Origin of the sequence: Halopseudomonas maritima, assembly GCF_021545785.1 — a bacterium.
Lineage (GTDB): Bacteria > Pseudomonadota > Gammaproteobacteria > Pseudomonadales > Pseudomonadaceae > Halopseudomonas > Halopseudomonas maritima.
Genome location: NZ_CP079801.1, coordinates 2667392 through 2685205 on the forward strand (window position 1 = coordinate 2667392; position 17814 = coordinate 2685205).

Below are 17814 nucleotides of genomic sequence, written 5' to 3' on the forward strand. Positions count from 1 at the left end.
CAGCGTTGAAAGTCGGTCATGGTCAGATCGCATTCCGCAGGCTGAGCTCGGGTGGGTGTGGCTGCAGGTAGGCCTGCTGCTGCAGATACGGGTCCGGATGGCGCAGCAGGTGGTGCTGCAGCAGGGTGATGGGCACTACCAACGGCACCACGCCTTCGCGGTAGCGCGCGATCAACTGTTGCAGTTCGGCTTTTTCCGGCGCGGCCAGCACGCGTTTGAAGTGCCCGGCCACATGCTGCAGCACGTTGCTGTGGCTGCGGCGGCTGGCGGGCTGGCGCAGGGCCTGCATCAATTCGCTGAAATACTGCTCGGCGGTGCGGGCGAGCGCGTCGCCCTTGCCTGGCTTGGCCAGCAGTTGACCCAAGGTGCGGTAGCGCGGAGATTGGTGCGCCATCAGCAGATACTTGTGGCGCGCGTGGAAGGCCAGCAGGCGGCTGGCGCTCAGGCCATTGCGCTTGAGGGCTTGCCAGTCGGCGTAGACGACCACCCGATTGACGAAGTTTTCACGCAGCACGGGGTCGTGCAGGCGGCCTTCTTCCTCGACCGGCAGCAGCGGATGGCGTTGCATCAGGCGCGCGGCGAACACGCCGCTGCCAGTGGCTGGAGCTGGTTGGCCTTGGCGGTTGTACACCTTGACCCGCTCCATGCCGCAGCTGGGTGATTTCTGCATCAGGATAAAGCCGCACAGCTCATCGCTGCGGTCGCTGACGGCATCAGCGTAGTCGCTAAGGGCCTGAGTGTGGTCCTGGTCAAGGTTGTCGCTGCTTACCGCGCGCGGTGCCTGCGGATCGTCGATCAGGCGGATGACCTTGCGCGGTGTCCCGAGGCCGATAGCGACTTCGGGGCAGACCGGGCGCAGGTCAAAGAGGGCGCCGAGCTGCTCGGTGCACAGGCGCGAGTGCTTGTGTCCAGCGTTGAAGCGCACCGGGTCGCCTACCAGGCATTGGCTGATGCCGACCGGGATACGTGCAGTAATGGCAGTGCGCATGGCTTATCTCCTGTACAGCTTGGATTGCTCTTGTACAAGGATAAGCATGAATTCACTATTTTTGTATAAGTTTTTGCGCCGTCCGTCTGCCAATCGCCTCCATTGGTATAATTTTTACGGCCTTTATTGGGCTGCTCAGCTTCTGCCGAGCAGCACTTGGGCCGCTTCTCGACCGCTCAACCATGCGCCTTCCAGCCGCCCAGCCTGACACCAGTCGCCGCACACGTAGAGGTCCAGCTCGGGCGCAGCAAGTGCGCCCCATTGCTGATGGTCGGCTGGGCGCGCGTACAGCCAGCGGTGGGCGTGCGTGAAGTGCACCTCGGGTAGCTCGGTTTGCAGCGCGTCTGCCAGTGCCGCCAGCAGCTGTGCCGCTACCTCCTGTGGTGGTGTGTCCAGGTTTGCCGCCGCCCAGGCCGGTGTGGATTGCAATACCCAGTTGGCGGCACTGTCACGGCCAGGCTTGCTGTGGTTGGCACAGACCCAGTCCAGCGGGCCGCAACGTACGAAGGCGGCGTCCAGCGCCAGAGTCAGTGGTTCTGCAAAGCCCACGCAGACTGCCCAGCCCGGTTCCATCTGTGCCTGTGCCGCTGCGTTGGCCAGGGCCGGCGCAGCGCTGAGCAGCGGCACTGCCTGGGGCGCTGGCGTCGCGACGATCACCTGCTGGTAGGGGCCGTGGTGATCGGCTTCGCTATCAATCAATAACCAGCCGTCCTCGCTGCGCTGCAACTCGACGATGCGGGTGGCGCTGTGCAGCGGAATGTCAGCAATCAGGTTGCGACTCAGCGCGGTCATGCGAGGGGCCCCGACATAGCGCTGCTGGTCGTCTTCGGATGCGCGTAGCCCTTGCTCGTCAATGCGATACAGACGAGGCTGCCAGCGCGCTACCCAGCCGCGTGCCTGCCAATCTTCTACTGCCGCACGAAAAGCGCTGTGACGGGCGGTGAAGTACTGGGTGCCGATGTCAAACTCGCCTTGTTCGGTGCGTTTGCTACTCATACGGCCACCGGTTCCCCGGCTTTTGTCGAACAACTCGACAGCAAGGCCAGCCTCTTGCAATTGCAGGGCGGCGCTGATGCCAGCCATGCCGGCGCCAATTACGGCTACGCTCATAGTGTGATCTCGTTCTGTTCAGGGTCGCTGTAGGGGGCCGTTGTACCCCGGCAGGACAGGAAAAGCTATACATAGGGTGGCGGTCTGTATAAAAATTTGCGTGTCGTCAGCGTTGCCGGTGTCTCGCATGTTGTTCATTTGGCAGTTTGGCGTGCCCGTGCTTGCCCGAGGAGCTGCCAGGTCATAGTGTGGCGGCTAGCAGCGTTGATGACAGGGAGTCTTTATGAACGTATTACTGACCGGCGGTACCGGTCTGATCGGGCGGCAGCTGTGCCGCCAACTGACTGCGGCCGGACATCAGGTAACTGTCTGGAGCCGGCGTCCGGGTGAGGTTGCAACATTGTGTGGCGCGCAGGTGCGCGGCATCGCCAGCCTTGAACAGTTGGATGATGATGCGCTGGATGCGGTGATCAATCTGGCGGGCGCGCCCGTCGCGGACCGGCGCTGGAGTGACGAGCGCAAGGCTGTGCTATGGCAGAGCCGGGTGACCCTGACCGAGCAATTGGTGCAGTGGCTTGGCCAGCGTGCCCAACGCCCTGACGTGCTGGTCAGTGCGTCGGCGGTGGGCTGGTATGGCGACGGTGGCGATACACCGCTGACCGAGTCCAGCCCGGCGAAGGCAGAATACACGCACACGCTTTGTGATGCCTGGGAGGCGGCGGCGCGTCGAGCAGCGTCCTACGGTATTCGCGTATGTGTGCTGCGTCTGGGGCTGGTATTGGCTCCGGACGGCGGTTTTTTGGCTCGCATGCGGGTGCCTTTCAGTTTGGGGCTGGGCGGGCCGCTGGGGGCTGGCAAGCAGTACATGTCTTGGGTGCATCATAGCGATGTCGAGGCGTTGCTGCTGTGGCTGATGGAAACCGCCGATTGTCGGGGTGTTTACAACGGTACGGCGCCGGCGCCGGTCACCAACTCGGAATTCAGTGCGGCACTGGGCAAGGCGCTGGGCCGCCCGGCAGTGCTACCAGCGCCGTCGCCGGTATTGAAGTTGGCGTTGGGGGAAATGGCTCGGCTGTTGCTGACCGGTCAGCGCGCGCTGCCTGCCAAGGCTGAGCAACAGGGGTTTGTATTTCGCTACCCGCAGCTGGACGCCGCCTTGGCGCAGGTGCTGCAAAAGCGGGAGTAATGGTGATCAATTTGCTGGAGTCTGTAGATGTCTGAACGTGGGGTTTTGCTGGTCAATCTGGGCTCGCCCAAGAGTACTCAGGTGGCCGATGTGCGACGCTATCTGAATCAGTTCCTGATGGATCCCTATGTAGTAGACCTGCCCTGGCCGGCGCGTCGGCTGCTGGTCAGCCTGATATTGCTTACGCGCCCCAAGGCGTCGGCGCATGCCTATGCCTCAATCTGGTGGGAGGATGGCTCGCCCTTGTTGGTGATTAGCCGCCGGGTGCAACAGGCCTTGCAGCAACAGCTGGAGATGCCGGTGGAGCTGGCAATGCGCTACGGCGAACCCTCCATTGAACGGGGGCTGCTGGCGCTGGCGGCGCAGCCTGGGGTGCGTGAGGTGCTGTTTATGCCGCAGTACCCGCAGCATGCTGACAGCACCATCACTACCTCGGTGCAGGAGGCGCAGCGGGTCATCCAGCAGCATGGTCTGGATCTTCGCTTGACCGTCGTGCCGGCATTTTATGACCGCCCCGACTATCTCGCAGCGCTGGCCGACACCATGCGACCCTATCTGGCGCAGGGCTTTGATCACCTGCTGTTGAGCTACCACGGCTTGCCCGAGCGACACCTGCGCAAGGCCGATCCGACCGGCTCGCATTGTCTGGCATCCGCCGATTGCTGTGAGCGCCCCTCGGCGGCCCACGCCATCTGTTATCGTGCGCACTGCAGTTATGTCAGCCGTGAGCTGGCTGCCCGTCTGGAGTTGGCGCCAGAGCAATGCTCGATGGCATTCCAGTCTCGACTGGGGCGCGACAAGTGGATTGAGCCCTACACGGAAAACCGTATCGACGAGCTGGCAGCTCAGGGCGTCAAGCGGCTGCTGGTCGCCTGCCCGGCCTTTGTGGCTGACTGCATCGAGACGCTGGAGGAGATTGGTGACCGCGCACGCGAGCAGTTTGTCGCCGCAGGCGGGGAAGAACTGGTGCTGATCCCCTGCCTGAACGATGACCCGCAATGGGTCAAGGTGCTTGCCGACTGGGCGCGGAACACGCCCACTCAGGCCTGAGCTCGGCGCGGCTCAGCCGCGTTTGATCCAGTGCGACAGGGCGATGTGCAGCCCCAAGGCGACCAGTACGCCACCCATCATTCGATCAAACCAGTGCCCCATGCGGTGGAAGCCGCGACGCACTGCGTCGCGGCTGAACAGTAGGGCTACCAGGCAGAACCAGGCGCCCGTCGCTACGGCCAGATACACGCCGTAGCCTGCCTGCACCAGCAGCGGAGTGTCGTGACTGATTACCACGGTGAACAGCGAGAGAAAGAACAGCGTTGCCTTGGGGTTGAGGCCGTTGGTGATAAAGCCCTGACGAAACGCCTGCGCGGTGCTCATGCTGCGCTGCTTGCTGACCTGCTGGGCAGCCGAGACGGGCTGGGCGCGCAGGGCGCGAAAACCGATGTAAATTAGGTAGGCCCCAGCCAACAGCTTGAGCAGATTGAACAGCCAGATCGACTGCGACACAATCAGGCCAATGCCCAGCAGCGAGTAGGTTACGTGCAGGAAAATGGCGCTGCCAACACCGGCTGCGGTGTACAGGCCGGCGCGGTGCCCGGCGCTGACGCTATTGCGAATTACCACGGCAAAATCCGGTCCTGGGCTGATTACGGCGAGCAGGTGGACCAGTGCCACCAGCGCAAATTCATTCCAATACATTGCAGGGCCTCCTATGGGCGGGCGATTATACTGCGCCGTCTCCCTGCAATACAGGTACAGCCAGCATGCAAGAAGGTCTCTCCACCGTTTTCCTCGATCGTGCCAGCCTCGACCAGGGCGACCTGGATCTGAGTGCGCTGGAAGGCACAGCGAGTGTCTTCACCAGTTATCCGCGCACGGCTGCCCGCGAGGTCGGCGAGCGGCTGCAGGGGCAGCAGGTGGTGATCACTAACAAGGTGGTGATTGACCGCGCACTGATGCAGGCCAACCCGCAGCTTAAGCTGATTCTTATTGCTGCGACCGGTACCAACAATGTCGACCTGCAGGCGGCGCGTGAGCAGGGCATCGTGGTGTGCAACTGTCAGGCCTACGGTACCCCGGCGGTGGCGCAGCACACCTTGATGCTGATGCTGGTGCTGATTACCCGATTTGAGTCCTACCGTGAGGCGGTGCGCGGCGGCGCCTGGCAACGCAGCGAGCAATTCTGCCTGCTGGACTACCCCATTGGCGAGTTGTCTGGCCGCACCCTGGGTATTCTTGGCTACGGCGAGCTGGGGCAGGCGGTGGGGCGGCTGGCTGAGGCCTTTGGCATGCGCGTGCTGGTGGGCGCCTTGCCCGGGCGTGAGCGGGAAGGGCGCCCGGCGCTGGAGCGCCTGCTGCCAGAGGTCGATGTACTCAGCCTGCACTGCCCGTTGACCGAGTCAACCCGCGACCTTATCGGGGCGCCTGAACTGGCGCTGATGAAGCCGGGCAGTCTGGTGATCAATGCCGGGCGCGGTGGGCTGGTCAATGAGGTCGCGCTGGCGGCGGCGCTGCGCTCCGGACACTTGGGCGGCGCGGCCTGTGATGTGCTGACGGTCGAGCCGCCGGTCGATGGCAATCCGCTACTCGACGCGGATTTGCCGAACCTGGTGATTACGCCGCACAGTGCCTGGGGCAGTCGCGAAGCGCGCCAGCGTATTGTTGGGCAACTGCGTGACAACTTGCTCGGCTTTGTCGCTGGCCGGGCTCCGCGCCAAGTCGGCATCTGATAACTCCCTCACACCGCTGTCGCCGCCCTCACCCATAAGGGTGGTGGTGGTCTGGGAGCCTCCTTTTACGGTGAACGGCGTCATCGGATGACGTTCGCCGGGTACCTGCAGTCCGGCTGATCCGCCACGGAATCAGGGCCTGCAGGTGTTGCTGCGCAGGTCCACTGGCACAGGACCTGCCTCATGCTGGCCAATCACTCGTCCGCCTGCGGCCCGCCGGCCCAGCGCGGCTTTTCGCTGCTCGAAGTGCTGGTGGCACTGCTGCTGACCACGCTGGGTGTATTCGGTGCCATCGGCTTGCAGCTCAACGCCCTGCGCTTCAGCGCCGATAGCGCGCACCGCGCCCAGGCGCTGCTGATTACCAATGACCTGCTTGAACGCATGCGTGCCAATCGCGGTGCCTTGCCGCTGTATGCCATGACGGTCACCGGGGACTGCCCTGAGCAGACCGCAGAAAACCTGCCCTTGCTGCAACAGGATCGCGCTGACTTTGCCAGCGCCGTGACCTGTCAGTTGCCCGACGGTGAGGCGCGAGTAACGGTAGAGCAGGGTGTGGCACGTGTGTTGCTGCGTTGGTCGCAGGCACGCATCAGTGAGCAGGGCCCTGCCCGCCTGCAGCTTGATGTGCATATCGGAGAGCAGCCGTGAGCTGCCGGCTTAGCGGCTTCGGCCTGGTCGAACTGCTGGTATCCATGGCGCTCGGGCTGCTGCTGACCATGGCCTTGATGCAGACCTTGTTGGGCAGCCGCGACAGTCTGGTACTACTGCGCCACGGTAATCAGTTGCAGGAGGATGCGCGCTATCTGATGGGGCGTTTGGCCAGTGACCTGCGTGCGGCCGGCAGTGAAGGCTGCCTCGATCTGCAGCTCAGTTCGGGGTTGGCGCTGCCAGCGCCGCTGGCGCAGCCGATCAGCTATCAAGATGGTGTGCTGCAGATTGTTACCGCCTTGCCGGTCTGGATTCAGGTCAACGCGCCCGCAGGCTATCGCCCCGGCAGCTTTGGCGCTCGCTGGCTGGTAGCTGGCAATTGCCGTGACCGGGTGACCATCGCGCAGGATGAGCTGCAGTTGCTGCCCGGTGACTGGCTGCTGGCGCTACGTCAGCTGGAATACCGCCAGCAGGGCGACCGGGTGCAGGTGCGCCTCAATGGCAGCGGCAACTTTGAAACGCTGATTGAGCAGGTGGTGGATTTTCGCGTGCAGTTTGCCCTGGCAGCAGACGCCGATTCGCCCGATGCCAGCGGCCGCTACCAGCCAACGCTTACGCCTGGGGAGCAACCCCGGCTGCGCAGTGTGCGAGTAAGTCTGGCGCTCAGTGACAACCCGAGCAGCCCGCAGGCCGGGCGCCTGCTAACCCAGCACTTCACGCAGGTTACCCGCCTGCGCAACCGACCTGACCAATAAGGGAGTGATATGAGCAGGCAACCTTCGTTCCGGCCGCAGCAGGGCGCCGCCCTGCTGATCAGCCTGGTGTTTTTGCTGCTGATGGTGGTGGGCGCACATGCGGCTGTACGCGGCGCTACCCATCAGCAGCGCCAGGTTGCCAATCTGGCCCAGCGCCAACTCGGTTTTCAAGCTGCCGAAAGCGCATTGCGCACGCTGGAGGCTCAGATTCGGGCGCAGGAGCTGGGCCTGCCCGGCCAAGCCTGCAGCGGGGCTGACTGCAATCTGGCCGATACTGGCTGGCAAAGCCTTGCCTCTGCCGAAACCGGGGTGGCGGTGGCCTATCGAGTTGACTGGCTGGGCAGCAGTGCGATACCGGCCCAGCTGCAACACAGCGGTGAGTCGCAGGTGTATCGACTTAGCGTGCGCAGTGAAACCGGGCGTCGTCGCACCGAGCTGGAGGCTGTGTATGCACTGGCCTATCAGTAAGCTGGCAACCTTGCTATTGGGTGCCGTGCCTACTGCTGCACTGGCCTTTCAGCCGATCAGCGGCCCGGTGAGTACGCGTAGCGCCGCCCCGGCCAATGTGATCCTGCTGCTGGATAACTCCTCCAGCATGGTGTTGAACAGCACAGGCGGACGCACTCGTTTGGCGGTTATGCAAGAAGCCGCCAGTCAACTGCTGCACCAGCACCGCGACCTGCGATTTGGCCTGTTTGCCTTTAACCCGGCCTCGGGAACGGGCGCGCAGCGTGACACGGCCGGTGGACGCCTGCTGGTGCCCGTTGACGGGATTGGGCATGACGCAGCCGGCCTGCAGCACCTGCAACAGCTCGAGCAGGCCATTGCCAACCTGAGCCCCGCAGCGGGTAACGACCCGGACCAGTACACCTGGACGCCGCTGGCCGAAACCCACTATGAGATCAGCCGCTACCTGCGCGGCATGTCTTCCTTCTACGACCCCGCGATACCGCGCTACCAGAGCCCTTTGCAGTGGCGCTGCCAGGCCAGTGCCGCGGTTGTGCTGACCGATGGGCTGCCAACTCACGACAGTGTCTTCCCCGTCTCGGCGCAGCAGGAGCCGGCTGGCCAGAACCCGCACTTGCCGGGCAATTGGCACCTGCCGGACTGGGACGGCGACGCCAGCAACGATACGACTGGCGCAAGCCTGCAGGACCCGGGTAGCACCTTTTATCTGGATGATATGGCGGCCTTTGCCCGGGCGCTCGATTTGCGTCACGGCGGCGTGGATGCGGCCGGACAGAGCTGGGACGACCCGGCCTATCCAGCGCAAAGCCTGCGTACCTACACCCTTGGCTTTGCTATTGATGACCCGCGTTTGCGCGCGGCTGCGCAGGCTGGCGGTGGCCGCTACCTGAGCGTTGCCGACGCCGGCGGGCTGTCCGCCGCGCTGGGGCACATTGTGGGGGAGGTTGGCGCGCACAGCGGCTTTGTTTCGGCAGTGACGCTGGATGGCCAGACCCTGAGCGCTGGTCGCTTGCGTGTACGCTCGCAATACCATGCCCGCGACTGGAGCGGTGCGCTCGAGCTGCTGGCGCTGGACAGAAGTGGGGCAGAACAGGGCGTGATCTGGCGTAGCGACAGCCAGTTTGTACCCGGCGGGCTGCGCGGCCGATACCAGAGCTGGCGTCAGGCTGACGCGTTACAGCCAGCAGGCCCGGTGACCTTGCGCGGCGCGGGGTTTGGCGCCCTGGCGCCCGCCCAGCAACAGCAGCTACAGGCGATAGCTGCGGGGCTTGGCTTGCCCGGCGCTAGCGCCGGGCAACAGTTGCTCGACTGGGCGCGCGGTGTACCTATTCCGGGGCTGCGCGCACGCACCCGGCTGCTGGGCGACAGCGTGCGCAGCGCGCCCAGGCTTCTGATCGCCGGAGCGCCCCTGTTGGCCAGTGAGGAGGCAGACTATCAGGCCTATCTGCAGCAGCGCAGCGCTACGGGTGACCTCTTGCTGGTAGGGGCCAATGACGGCTTGCTGCACCTGTTCGAGGCGGGCGGTCTGCACCGCTACGCCTATTTACCTGCGGCCCTGCAAGGCAACCTGCAACACTGGGCCGCTCCGTCCTACGGGGCTGGTTACGGGCATTACTCTGGAGTGGATGGTCAGGTAGCGCTGGCCGATGTGCGCCTGTCGGCAGGCTGGAGCACGCTGGCAGCGGCCGGGTTGGGTGCCGGCGGCAAAGGGCTGTTTGCTGTCCGGCTATTTGACCAGCGCGATGCAGGTAACGCCCTTGGCGCACTTTGGGAGGTGGAAGCAACGCTGCCGGGCTGGCAGGCGCTTGGCCATGTATATGCCGCCCCGCAGGTGTTCAACAAGGCTGGGCGTGCGTTGCTGATCACCGGCAACGGCTACGGTAGCGCTGCGGGCCTGGCCAGTTTGCTGGTGCTGGATGCGGAAACTGGCGAACTGCTCAGGCAATTTGACCTGCCTTCCAGGGCGGGCACGCCCGAGGGCAACGGTTTGTCTGCCGTGACCCTGCAACGTGATACCAATGAAAACGTCGTGGCAGCGTACGCCGGTGACCTGCACGGGCAGCTGTGGGGCTTTGATCTGAGCGCAGACGACCCGCAGCACTGGCAGGTGATCAACCGCAGCGCGCCGCTGTTTGCTGCTCCGCCGGGCCAGCCGCTGACGGCCGCCCCGCTGCTCCACCTAAGCACGCCGGCCAAGGCGCCACTGCTGCTGTTTGGCAGTGGCCGCCTGTTGGCCCAAGGCGATGCGCAAAGCCGGGAGCAGCAGGCATTCTATGCGCTGCGCCTGGCGCCCTCGGGGCGAACGTTGAGCGTGGCCGATTTGGCGCAGCGCAGGCTGCAGCAGGGCGACACGGTCAGTAGCCGAAAAGTGGACGGTACTGCGCTGGACTGGCGGCAGCAGGCGGGCTGGTATGTGCCGTTGCCGGTGCATTCGGTCAGTGCCGAGCGGGTGGTCGATGCGGCCACGGTCGTGGGTAGCCGGGTGTTGTTCAGTACGTTGATCCCGCGCCGCAGCGCCGCAGACCCCTGTCGCCACCAGAGCAGTGGCTGGCTGGTGTCGCTGGCGCTGGATACCGGTCTGGCGCCGCCCTTCGCCAGCCTGGATGGCAACGCCGATCTGCAGGTCAATGAGGCAGACATTGGTGTGGTCGGTATCGAGCTGGATATCGGCCTGCCCGGTCTGCCGCAGGTACTGCGCGCGGAGGCAGACCCGGAGGTGGCGCTGCCCGGCTGTGAGACTGAGCACTACCTGCTGCAGGGCAGTGAAGGCAGCGCGCTGCTGGCCGGCGGCGGGCGCTGCGTGTTTGCGCGGATTCACTGGCGGCAATTGCTATGAGGCGCGCGTGCGGCTTTACCCTGCTGGAGCTAGTGGTGGTGGTGGCGATCATTGGCCTGCTTGCGGCCATTGCCTACCCCGGCTACCAGGAGCATGTACGCAAGGGCCAGCGAGCTGAGGTCAGCGGTCTGCTGCTGGATAATGCCCAGCGTTTTGAACACCACTATGCCAGCGCTGGCAGCTATGACGAGGGCACTGTCGAGGGGCTGTGGCAGCAGAGTCCGGCGCAGGGGGCTGCGGTTTTTCAGCTGAGTGCGGAGCGTTATGAGCAGCGCTTTGTGCTGCGTGCTCAGGCGGTGCCTGGTGGCTTGATGGCTGGTGATGTCTGCGCTGAGCTGACGCTCAATCAGCTGGGGCAGCGCACGCCGGCCGACGCGCGCTGCTGGCGGCGCTGACCCGCAGGGTGCGGGATCAGCGCCTGTCGTGCGTTACTGATGCGGCAGAGCGTTCTCGTCCTCGCCCTTGGGCAGCAGCAGGTTAAGCACAATGGCGACCACGCCGCACAGGCTGATGCCCTGCAGGCTGAAGCTGTCATTGCCGATAACCATGCCGCCGATGCCAAATACCAGGGTGACAGAGACGATGCACAGGTTGCGGGCCTGCGCCAGATCAACCTGATTGCGTACCAGGGTGTTCAGGCCAACAACGGCGATCGAGCCGAACAGCAGGCAAAGAATGCCGCCCATGACCGGCACCGGCATTCCCAACAGCACCGCGCCAAACTTGTCGACAAAGGCCAGGCCGATGGCAAACACAGCTGCCCAGATCATCACATTGGGGTTGAAGTTGCGGGTCAGCATGACCGCGCCGGTGACTTCCGAGTAGGTGGTGTTGGGCGGGCCGCCGAGAAAGGCTGCCGCCGAGGTGGCGATGCCGTCACCCAGTAGGGTGTTCTGCAGGCCTGGTTTTTCCAGGTAGTTCTTGCCGGTGACGCCGCCAATGGCCAGCACGTCGCCAATGTGTTCGATGGCCGGCGCAATGGCGACCGGAATCATGAACAGGATGGCCGCCATATGAAACTCCGGCGCAACAAAAGCCGGCACCGCTAGCCAGGGCGATTCAGCAACCTGGCTGAAGTCGACCACACCCAGCAGCCAGGACAGCACATAACCCACCAGTACGCCGGCCAGAATCGGCACCAGGCGGAACAGCCCCTTGGCAAAGACCGCGACCACAATGGTGGTGGCCAGCGAGGCCGCTGCAATAAGGATCGCCGTGTTGTAATCCACCAGTTGCTGGTTGCCGTCACCTGACTTGCCCATTGCCATGTTGACGGCGGTGGAAGCCAGCCCCAGGCCAATGACCATGATGACCGGACCCACCACCACCGGTGGCAGCAGTCGCTGGATAAAGCCCGGTCCACGCCAGCGAATGATCAGGCTAAGCAGGATATACATCACCCCAGCAGCGACCAGGCCACCCAGCGTGGCCGGCAGGCCCCAGGTTTGGTTGCTGTGCATGATGGGAGCAATAAAGGCGAAGCTTGAGGCCAGGAAAATTGGCATCTGGCGATGGGTGGTGAACTGGAACAGCAGGGTGCCTATACCTGCGGTGAACAACGCCACGCTCGGGTTCATGCCGGTAATCAGCGGCATCAACACCAGCGCGCCAAAGGCGACAAACAGCATCTGTGAGCCGGCTAGCGCGGTGCGCCAGCCGTGAGTCTGTACGCCCTCCATCAGACGATATCCTTCTGCTTGGTGCCGAAGATCTTGTCACCGGCGTCACCTAGGCCCGGAATGATGTAGCCCTGTTCGTTCAGGCGCTGATCAACCGAGGCGGTGTAGATCTGTACATCGGGGTGGGCATCGTTGACCCGCTTGATGCCCTCGGGCGCGGCTACCAGAACCAGCGCGCGAATCTCGCGGGCGCCGGCCTTTTTCAGCATGTCGATGGTGGCAATCATGGAGCCGCCGGTGGCCAGCATCGGGTCGATGATCAGTGCCATGCGCTGGTTCAGCTCGCCGACCAGCTTTTCCAGGTATGTGTCTGCCTCCAGGGTTTCCTCGTTGCGCGCCAGGCCGATCACGCTGACCTTGGCGCTGGGGACCAGGCTGAGGACGCCATCGAGCATGCCCAGACCGGCACGCAGGATGGGCACCACGGTAACCTTCTTGCCGCTGAGTTTCTCGACCTGCACATCGCCGCACCAGCCCTTGATGGTATGGGCTTCAACCGCCATGTCCTGCGTCGCTTCATAGGTCAGCAGGGCGGCAACTTCCTGGGCCAGTTCGCGAAAGTTCTTGGTGCTGATGTCATCACGGCGCATCAGGCCTAGCTTGTGTCGGATCAGGGGGTGGCGGATTTCTTTGACGTTCATCGGAAAGTTACTCTGTTGCGAGAAGGGCGCGGCAATTATGGCACAGCCGGGCCCGGGTCAACATGCCGCAGGGGCGCACGCTCCGGCAGGCAGCTGCACGCATGGGCACTCGCAGAGGCCGTGTGAAATTGTTCAGTGCTTCCTATACTTGTGCTTTCGCGACGACATGGGTATTTTTCGCCCCTTTTTTCCGGCACCAGCGGAGGTCAGTCATGGCGGTAGAGCTGCAGCATATTAAAGAAGTGATGGCGGAGGCGGACTGTCTCTTCACCGAGGCAGACGTCGAGGCAGCGCTGCAGCGCATGGCCGATGACATCAACACCCGGTTGAGTGACAGCAACCCGATTGTCTACAGCGTAATGAACGGCGGCCTGATCATCAGTGGCAAGTTGCTGCCCAAACTGCCCTTTCCAATGGAAGTGGGTTACCTGCACGCCACGCGCTATCGCAACAAGCTGTCTGGCGGCGAGCTGTTCTGGAAGGCGCGCGCCGAGCACTCGCTGGCGGGCCGCAGCGTGCTGATCATCGATGACATTCTGGACGAGGGCCATACCCTGGCCGCGATCGTCGAGTATTGCCGTGATGCGGGCGCCGAGCATGTCTACACCGCCGTACTGCTGGACAAGCAGCATGATCGCAAGGCCTATCCGGGCATGCGCGCCGACTTTACCGGCCTGGATGTCGAAGACCGCTATATCTTCGGTTACGGCCTCGATTACAAGGGCTACTGGCGTAACGCCGCTGGTATCTTTGCTCTCAAGGGCCACTAAGCGATGCGCGCCTGGCTGCTGGGTGCGGGCTTGAGTCTGCTGGCGCCGCTGCTGGCGGCCCAGGTCAGCCTGCCGCACGACGAGTACCTGCCGGCTGACCCCTTTGGCCAGCGGCAGGACAAGCCCGAGCAGGTGCTGTTTGAAGTGCAGCGCTACAGCCTGACCGTGGGCAGCGAGCTGCGCCCCGGCGGGCGCCCCAACCAGGCCGAAGCGGCTGTCTGGCTGCTGCTGGAAGGGCGTTCGTTGTTGCCGGGTAGTCCGGTTGAGCGGGCGCGACTGCACTTTGTTGCGGGCGACGCCGGCCTGCGCGCTGCGCGGCTGGAGGATGGCGCCAACACGCTGGTTATCACTTACCCTCTGAGCCTGCTGTCGGTCATCCGTCAGCAACTGGAGGCGCCCGGTGCCGATTATGTGCAGGGGCGCTTTTACGGCAATGGGCTGATTTGGGCTGACGTGCATTCGGCAACCCAGCCTGGCGGCCGCTGAGCTGGTGAGCTGTGCGGCGGATGGTTACAATGCCCGCCCTGAGCCAGTGAGGAAGCATCATGCGTAAAGACAAAGAAAAGGTGATCGGCGAGCCGATGACCGACGAGCAGGTCGCGGTATTTCTCAACGCGCGTCCTTATAACAGTGACGAGTCAGCCGACTATCACCTGCTGGTACGCGCCTACCGTGGCCTGCGTATCGAGGATTTTGAGCGTTTTCTGGTGATGTTCAAGGCCGAAGGCTTTGATCTGAATGCCGCCAACGGTGAAGGTCGCACCTTTGCCGAGACCGTACGTGAACACGCGCAGGGCGAAGAGTACGTTGCTGTGCTGGAAGCAGCCGGCGCCCGTTGAGGGTAGTTTGCCGCCGGCTCAGGCCGGCAGCAGGCGCCACTGGTTGCGGCGTGCGGTGCGGATAACGCGGGCGCTTGCCGGCAACGGCTTGCCGATCCAGCGCGGCTCCATCTCACACACCTCTACCCAGTGTCCCTGACGCGGAGCGTCCTTGAGTTCCCACAGGGCGAGACACAGCCCTTGGGGGCTGAGCTGTGCGTAGCAGCGGCGACGCTTGAACAGAGCGTTGAGCATGGCGGAAGACTCCTCAGTCATTCTGGCCGCCAGCTTGGCCTATCTGCATTGCAGGATGATGACAGTGCAGGCCTCTGTCAGCGGCCTCGGAACCGGAGTATGCTGCGCCTGTCCAAACCGGCAGCAATCCGGTGACAAACTGATTTTTCCGATAGATGGCAGGAGTAAGCTACTTATGCTCAAGCGTTCAGGCATGGTGTTGCTGGCGGCGCTGACGGCGGCCCTGGTGGGTTGCGCGCACAGCCCGCAGCAACTGACAGTACAACCGCAGATCAACAAGCCGCTCAACCCGGTTGCCCAGCAACAGCCGGTGACCGTGCAGGTGCAGGACACGCGCCAGAGCAAGATTCTGGGCACCCGTGGCGGTATCTATCCCGACTCCAGCAATATCACCATCAGCGACAGCGCTTTGCCGGCGGTACGTCAGCAGGTTGAGAGCGCTCTGCGCCAGCTGGGCTTTAACGTGGTGCCGCAGGGTACGCCGAATGCCAATAGCCTGACCCTGAATTTGTCTGACCTAAGTTATCAGTCGCCCAAGAGTTCGGTTTATGTCACCCAGGCCGATATCAGCGCGACCTTTGTGGCCGAGGCGCGCAACATGAACAAGAACTACCAGGGTCGTTACAGCTCCTCGCTGCAGCAGCGCTTTGGCTACGCACCGAACCAGCAGACTAATACTCAGCTGGTGAGCGATGTCATGAGTGATGCTCTGACCCGCGTGTTCCAGGATCCGGCGGTCATTCAGATCCTCCAGCAGTAAGGTCTTGGCAATAAAAAAACCGGCGCGTGCGCCGGTTTTTTTGTGTCTGACAGCTGGTGGCGTCAGGTGGTGGGAGGCTGCAGCATTTCATCGTGTTCTGCCATATTCCACGGCAGCACGCCTGGTGAAATATGCAGGAAGTGCAGGTACTTCTCGAAGTGGTCGAGAATATCGCCGATCATTTCCTGCTCGTCGTAGCCATACACATCGTAGGTCTGGCCGCCGCGTCGCAGGAACACCTCAGCCCGGTAGTAATGTTGCTGCTCGTTGTTGTCGGTACGGCGCATTTCCGGATAGGCAAAATCTGGGCGCAGGTATTCGCGCAGGCGCACCTCGTAAATGAAGTCGAGCTGATCCGGCTTGTGGATTTCCAGGTACACCCGGCCATTCTCCGGGTCGCGCTCGGCCTTGGTTGGCCAACCCTGTTCCACCAGTGCATCGCTCAGGCGCTGCATGGCGGGCATGGCGGTCTGGTTGATAAAACCTTCCACCGCCGCACGATCGGGGAAGTTGACGATACCGGCCAGGCGCTTCTTCCAGTTGGTTGCCAGGCTGTTGTCGCTGTAGCGACTGACCTGCATCTGGTGCAGCAGGCTGACATCGCGGTGGCCTTCGATCACCAGCGCGCGCCACATGCCGAGCATGGCAATGATCATGATGATGGCAAAGGGCAGGGCGGTGACGATGGTCATGGTCTGCAGGGCGCTGAGGCCGCCGGCAATCAGTAGTACCGCCGCCACTAGACCCTCCAGAATGGCCCAGAACGCGCGTTGCCAGACCGGTGTCTGCATCACGCCGCCGGATGCCAGGGAGTCGATTACCAGCGAGCCAGAGTCAGAGGAGGTGACGAAGAAGGTGACGATCAGCACCACCGTGATGAAGGACACGATGGCGGTCAGTGGCAAGCGCTCGAACAGTTTGAACAGGGCGATGGCCTTGTCTGCCTGCACTTCGCTGATCAAGGTGGTGTAACCTTCGTTCATGATCAGATGCAGGGCCGTGTCACCAAACACCGAGAACCACAGGAAGGTAAACATGGTTGGCACCAGCATCACGCCAAAGACGAACTGGCGAATGGTGCGCCCACGGCTGATCTTGGCGATAAACAGCCCGACAAAGGGCGCCCAGGCGATGGTCCAGCCGAAGATGAACAGGGTCCAGTTGCCGATCCAGTCGCTATGGGTGTAAGCCTGCAGGTTGAAGGTGCGCTCGACAATGTTGTTCAGATAACTGCCGGTATTCTGCAAAAAGGCCTCGAGGATAAAGATCGACGGGCCAACCAGAAACACGAACAGCATCAGCGACACCGCCAGCACCATGTTGAGGATGGAGAGATTCTTGACCCCCTTGTCGAGGCCGGCGACTACCGAGAATAAGGCCAGTCCGGTCACCACAATGATGGCGATGACCTGCACGTTGCTGGCCACCGGAATGCTGGGCCAGAGGTAGTTCAGGCCCGCATTGATCTGCGCAACCGACAGGCCCAGGGTGGTGGCGATGCCGAACAGGGTACCGAGAATGGCGACCACGTCTACGGTGTGCCCGATGGGGCCATGAATGCGCTCTCCGATCAGCGGGTAGAGGGCCGATCGCATCGACAGCGGCAGGCCGTGGCGAAAGGCAAAGTAGGCCAGTACCAGGCCGACCAACCCATAGATGGCCCAGATATGAAAGCCCCAGTGGAAGAAGGCGATCTGCATCGCCTGCTTGGCCGCGTCCAGCGTCTCCGGGGCGCCCGCGGGCGGGCTGGCAAAGTGGGTGACCGGCTCGGCTACGCCAAAGAACAGCAGGGCGATGCCGTAGCCGGCGGAGAACAGCATGGCAAACCAGGCCGGGAAGCTGTACTGCGGCTCGGCGTGGTCCGGCCCGAGGCGGATGTTGCCCCAGCTGCTGCAGGCGACCAGCACCACGAACAGCAGAAAGCTGGCGACCGCCAGCATGTAGAACCAGCCAAAGGTGTCGGTGATATAGGCCAGCGTACTGGAAAACAGTGAGCCAGCCAGCTCGGGGTTGCTGATGGTGCCGATGACCAGTAGCAGGGTCACAATCACGGCAGGGGCAAACACGGGAACCAGTACGGTTGATTGCCAGCCACGCTTGGCGTCAGTCATGCAGATCTCCTTGTCCTGCGTATGCCGGTCGGGTCGCCGGCTTTAAGGGCGAGCAGCACCAGGCTGGCAGGCGGGCGGGAGCGCGCCGATGTCCGCTTTGTTTCTGCTCGTTACCTGTAAAAG

General features: G+C 63.1%; 19 protein-coding genes. 12 read left to right on the forward strand and 7 right to left on the reverse strand.

Annotated elements, in window-relative coordinates; translation table 11 throughout:
• Window positions 1-22: 22 nt before the first annotated feature.
• Complete coding sequence (locus HV822_RS12295) at window positions 23-988, reverse strand: YbgA family protein (protein WP_238870389.1); 966 nt, start codon at window positions 986-988, stop codon at window positions 23-25.
• Window positions 989-1123: 135 nt separating this feature from the next.
• Entirely contained in the window at window positions 1124-2098 is a 975-nt protein-coding gene (locus HV822_RS12300; RefSeq protein WP_238870390.1) for an NAD(P)/FAD-dependent oxidoreductase, read from the reverse strand.
• A gap of 223 nt (window positions 2099-2321) precedes the next feature.
• Between HV822_RS12300 and HV822_RS12305 the strand changes: the two genes are divergently transcribed.
• Together HV822_RS12305 and hemH are read left to right on the forward strand one after the other, a co-directional pair.
• The gene (locus tag HV822_RS12305) at window positions 2322-3224 is read left to right on the forward strand and encodes a TIGR01777 family oxidoreductase (RefSeq protein ID WP_238870393.1); all 903 of its coding nucleotides are present in this window, start codon (window positions 2322-2324) and stop codon (window positions 3222-3224) included.
• Between the two features lie 27 nt (window positions 3225-3251).
• Window positions 3252-4274 (forward strand): ferrochelatase, encoded by a 1023-nt coding sequence (gene hemH, locus HV822_RS12310; protein WP_238870394.1) that lies wholly within the window; start codon window positions 3252-3254, stop codon window positions 4272-4274.
• Between the two features lie 12 nt (window positions 4275-4286).
• Here the strand turns inward: hemH and HV822_RS12315 are convergent, their stop codons facing one another.
• Window positions 4287-4919, reverse strand: a complete 633-nt coding sequence (locus tag HV822_RS12315; protein ID WP_238870396.1) for a LysE family translocator — start codon at window positions 4917-4919, stop codon at window positions 4287-4289.
• A gap of 65 nt (window positions 4920-4984) precedes the next feature.
• On the opposite strand from HV822_RS12315, the gene HV822_RS12320 reads away from it, so the two are divergent.
• From HV822_RS12320 to HV822_RS12350, 6 genes are all read left to right on the forward strand, one after another.
• Window positions 4985-5950: a 2-hydroxyacid dehydrogenase gene (locus HV822_RS12320; RefSeq protein WP_238870398.1), complete on the forward strand. Its 966-nt coding sequence runs from the start codon at window positions 4985-4987 to the stop codon at window positions 5948-5950.
• 183 nt (window positions 5951-6133) lie between these two features.
• Entirely contained in the window at window positions 6134-6598 is a 465-nt protein-coding gene (gene pilV, locus HV822_RS12325) for a type IV pilus modification protein PilV (RefSeq protein WP_238870401.1), read from the forward strand.
• On the forward strand, window positions 6595-7353 hold the full coding sequence (locus HV822_RS12330; RefSeq protein ID WP_238870403.1) for a hypothetical protein: 759 nt from the start codon (window positions 6595-6597) through the stop codon (window positions 7351-7353). The genes pilV and HV822_RS12330 overlap by 4 nt, the downstream gene beginning before the upstream one ends.
• A gap of 9 nt (window positions 7354-7362) precedes the next feature.
• On the forward strand, window positions 7363-7821 hold the full coding sequence (locus HV822_RS12335) for a pilus assembly PilX family protein (RefSeq protein WP_238870405.1): 459 nt from the start codon (window positions 7363-7365) through the stop codon (window positions 7819-7821).
• Window positions 7802-10657: a PilC/PilY family type IV pilus protein gene (locus tag HV822_RS12340; RefSeq protein ID WP_238870407.1), complete on the forward strand. Its 2856-nt coding sequence runs from the start codon at window positions 7802-7804 to the stop codon at window positions 10655-10657. Before HV822_RS12335 ends, HV822_RS12340 begins: the two co-directional genes overlap by 20 nt.
• A complete protein-coding gene (locus HV822_RS12350; protein ID WP_275419362.1) occupies window positions 10654-11052 on the forward strand; it encodes a type IV pilin protein in 399 nt (132 codons plus the stop codon). The genes HV822_RS12340 and HV822_RS12350 overlap by 4 nt, the downstream gene beginning before the upstream one ends.
• A 33-nt stretch (window positions 11053-11085) precedes the next feature.
• Here the strand turns inward: HV822_RS12350 and HV822_RS12355 are convergent, their stop codons facing one another.
• Both HV822_RS12355 and upp read right to left on the reverse strand, forming a co-directional pair.
• On the reverse strand, window positions 11086-12336 hold the full coding sequence (locus tag HV822_RS12355; RefSeq protein WP_238870408.1) for a uracil-xanthine permease family protein: 1251 nt from the start codon (window positions 12334-12336) through the stop codon (window positions 11086-11088).
• Complete coding sequence (upp, locus tag HV822_RS12360; RefSeq protein ID WP_238870410.1) at window positions 12336-12977, reverse strand: uracil phosphoribosyltransferase; 642 nt, start codon at window positions 12975-12977, stop codon at window positions 12336-12338. The genes HV822_RS12355 and upp overlap by 1 nt, the downstream gene beginning before the upstream one ends.
• A 212-nt stretch (window positions 12978-13189) precedes the next feature.
• Here upp and HV822_RS12365 point away from each other — a divergent pair, with 212 nt between their 5' ends.
• From HV822_RS12365 to HV822_RS12375, 3 genes are read left to right on the forward strand one after another with little or no spacing between them, the layout of a single operon-like run.
• The gene (locus HV822_RS12365; RefSeq protein ID WP_096003236.1) at window positions 13190-13747 is read left to right on the forward strand and encodes a hypoxanthine-guanine phosphoribosyltransferase; all 558 of its coding nucleotides are present in this window, start codon (window positions 13190-13192) and stop codon (window positions 13745-13747) included.
• Between the two features lie 3 nt (window positions 13748-13750).
• Window positions 13751-14233 carry a hypothetical protein gene (locus HV822_RS12370; protein WP_238870412.1) on the forward strand — a complete coding sequence of 161 codons (483 nt, stop codon included), beginning with the start codon at window positions 13751-13753 and terminating at the stop codon, window positions 14231-14233.
• Between the two features lie 59 nt (window positions 14234-14292).
• Window positions 14293-14586 carry a PA4642 family protein gene (locus tag HV822_RS12375; RefSeq protein WP_238870414.1) on the forward strand — a complete coding sequence of 98 codons (294 nt, stop codon included), beginning with the start codon at window positions 14293-14295 and terminating at the stop codon, window positions 14584-14586.
• An 18-nt stretch (window positions 14587-14604) separates the two neighbouring features.
• Here HV822_RS12375 and HV822_RS12380 read toward each other — a convergent pair whose 3' ends face one another.
• Window positions 14605-14820: a hypothetical protein gene (locus tag HV822_RS12380; protein WP_238870417.1), complete on the reverse strand. Its 216-nt coding sequence runs from the start codon at window positions 14818-14820 to the stop codon at window positions 14605-14607.
• A gap of 175 nt (window positions 14821-14995) precedes the next feature.
• Between HV822_RS12380 and HV822_RS12385 the strand changes: the two genes are divergently transcribed.
• Entirely contained in the window at window positions 14996-15580 is a 585-nt protein-coding gene (locus HV822_RS12385; RefSeq protein WP_238870419.1) for a YajG family lipoprotein, read from the forward strand.
• Window positions 15581-15642: 62 nt separating this feature from the next.
• Here the strand turns inward: HV822_RS12385 and HV822_RS12390 are convergent, their stop codons facing one another.
• Window positions 15643-17691 (reverse strand): BCCT family transporter, encoded by a 2049-nt coding sequence (locus tag HV822_RS12390; protein WP_238870420.1) that lies wholly within the window; start codon window positions 17689-17691, stop codon window positions 15643-15645.
• Window positions 17692-17814: the final 123 nt, after the last annotated feature.

Excerpts from the sequence above, each read along its gene's own strand:
- HV822_RS12295 (WP_238870389.1), bottom strand. The coding sequence starts at position 988 with ATGCGCACTGCCATTACTGCACGTATCCCGGTCGGCATCAGCCAATGC.
- HV822_RS12300 (WP_238870390.1), bottom strand. The coding sequence starts at position 2,098 with ATGAGCGTAGCCGTAATTGGCGCCGGCATGGCTGGCATCAGCGCCGCC.
- HV822_RS12305 (WP_238870393.1), top strand. The coding sequence starts at position 2,322 with ATGAACGTATTACTGACCGGCGGTACCGGTCTGATCGGGCGGCAGCTG.
- hemH (WP_238870394.1), top strand. The coding sequence starts at position 3,252 with ATGTCTGAACGTGGGGTTTTGCTGGTCAATCTGGGCTCGCCCAAGAGT.
- HV822_RS12315 (WP_238870396.1), bottom strand. The coding sequence starts at position 4,919 with ATGTATTGGAATGAATTTGCGCTGGTGGCACTGGTCCACCTGCTCGCC.
- HV822_RS12320 (WP_238870398.1), top strand. The coding sequence starts at position 4,985 with ATGCAAGAAGGTCTCTCCACCGTTTTCCTCGATCGTGCCAGCCTCGAC.
- pilV (WP_238870401.1), top strand. The coding sequence starts at position 6,134 with ATGCTGGCCAATCACTCGTCCGCCTGCGGCCCGCCGGCCCAGCGCGGC.
- HV822_RS12335 (WP_238870405.1), top strand. The coding sequence starts at position 7,363 with ATGAGCAGGCAACCTTCGTTCCGGCCGCAGCAGGGCGCCGCCCTGCTG.
- HV822_RS12340 (WP_238870407.1), top strand. The coding sequence starts at position 7,802 with ATGCACTGGCCTATCAGTAAGCTGGCAACCTTGCTATTGGGTGCCGTG.
- HV822_RS12350 (WP_275419362.1), top strand. The coding sequence starts at position 10,654 with ATGAGGCGCGCGTGCGGCTTTACCCTGCTGGAGCTAGTGGTGGTGGTG.
- HV822_RS12355 (WP_238870408.1), bottom strand. The coding sequence starts at position 12,336 with ATGGAGGGCGTACAGACTCACGGCTGGCGCACCGCGCTAGCCGGCTCA.
- upp (WP_238870410.1), bottom strand. The coding sequence starts at position 12,977 with ATGAACGTCAAAGAAATCCGCCACCCCCTGATCCGACACAAGCTAGGC.
- HV822_RS12365 (WP_096003236.1), top strand. The coding sequence starts at position 13,190 with ATGGCGGTAGAGCTGCAGCATATTAAAGAAGTGATGGCGGAGGCGGAC.
- HV822_RS12370 (WP_238870412.1), top strand. The coding sequence starts at position 13,751 with ATGCGCGCCTGGCTGCTGGGTGCGGGCTTGAGTCTGCTGGCGCCGCTG.
- HV822_RS12375 (WP_238870414.1), top strand. The coding sequence starts at position 14,293 with ATGCGTAAAGACAAAGAAAAGGTGATCGGCGAGCCGATGACCGACGAG.
- HV822_RS12380 (WP_238870417.1), bottom strand. The coding sequence starts at position 14,820 with ATGCTCAACGCTCTGTTCAAGCGTCGCCGCTGCTACGCACAGCTCAGC.
- HV822_RS12385 (WP_238870419.1), top strand. The coding sequence starts at position 14,996 with ATGCTCAAGCGTTCAGGCATGGTGTTGCTGGCGGCGCTGACGGCGGCC.
- HV822_RS12390 (WP_238870420.1), bottom strand. The coding sequence starts at position 17,691 with ATGACTGACGCCAAGCGTGGCTGGCAATCAACCGTACTGGTTCCCGTG.